Raw genomic sequence first — 347 nt, forward strand, 5'->3', positions numbered from 1 at the left:
TTAAAAAGGGAGAAACTGACAGCTTCTGGCTTGATTGTGGAGAAGAGCTACCTTGCTGACCTGGACGTAAAATCATTTGATCGGCTAAAGATTGGCCATCCGTAGAAACTACTGACTGCTGTTGTTCATCAGAAAAATGATAATGACCTGTTGGACTCGATGTATCAGACGCTGGTTTTTCTAAAAATGGAATCGTCGGAGGAATAGGAGGATGCTGTGCATCTCTCAAATGCCGCGGAGGTCTTGGCTTGGATGTCTGTTCATTATTTTTTCTACGAGTAGTCTGAGAATTGGAATCTTGCCTCTGAGAAGAAGAGAAATTCTGATGAGATTGCGCATCCACACCC

1 pseudogene is annotated in these 347 nt (G+C 43.5%); it reads right to left on the reverse strand.

Annotation, left to right across the window (positions count from 1 at the left end):
* Positions 1-229 (reverse strand): annotated as a pseudogene (locus tag ACFINS_RS10125) (hypothetical protein); the annotation flags it as partial.
* Positions 230-347: the final 118 nt, after the last annotated feature.

The sequence above is a fragment of the Bartonella sp. AA2SXKL genome (assembly GCF_042197205.1).
GTDB lineage: Bacteria > Pseudomonadota > Alphaproteobacteria > Rhizobiales > Rhizobiaceae > Bartonella.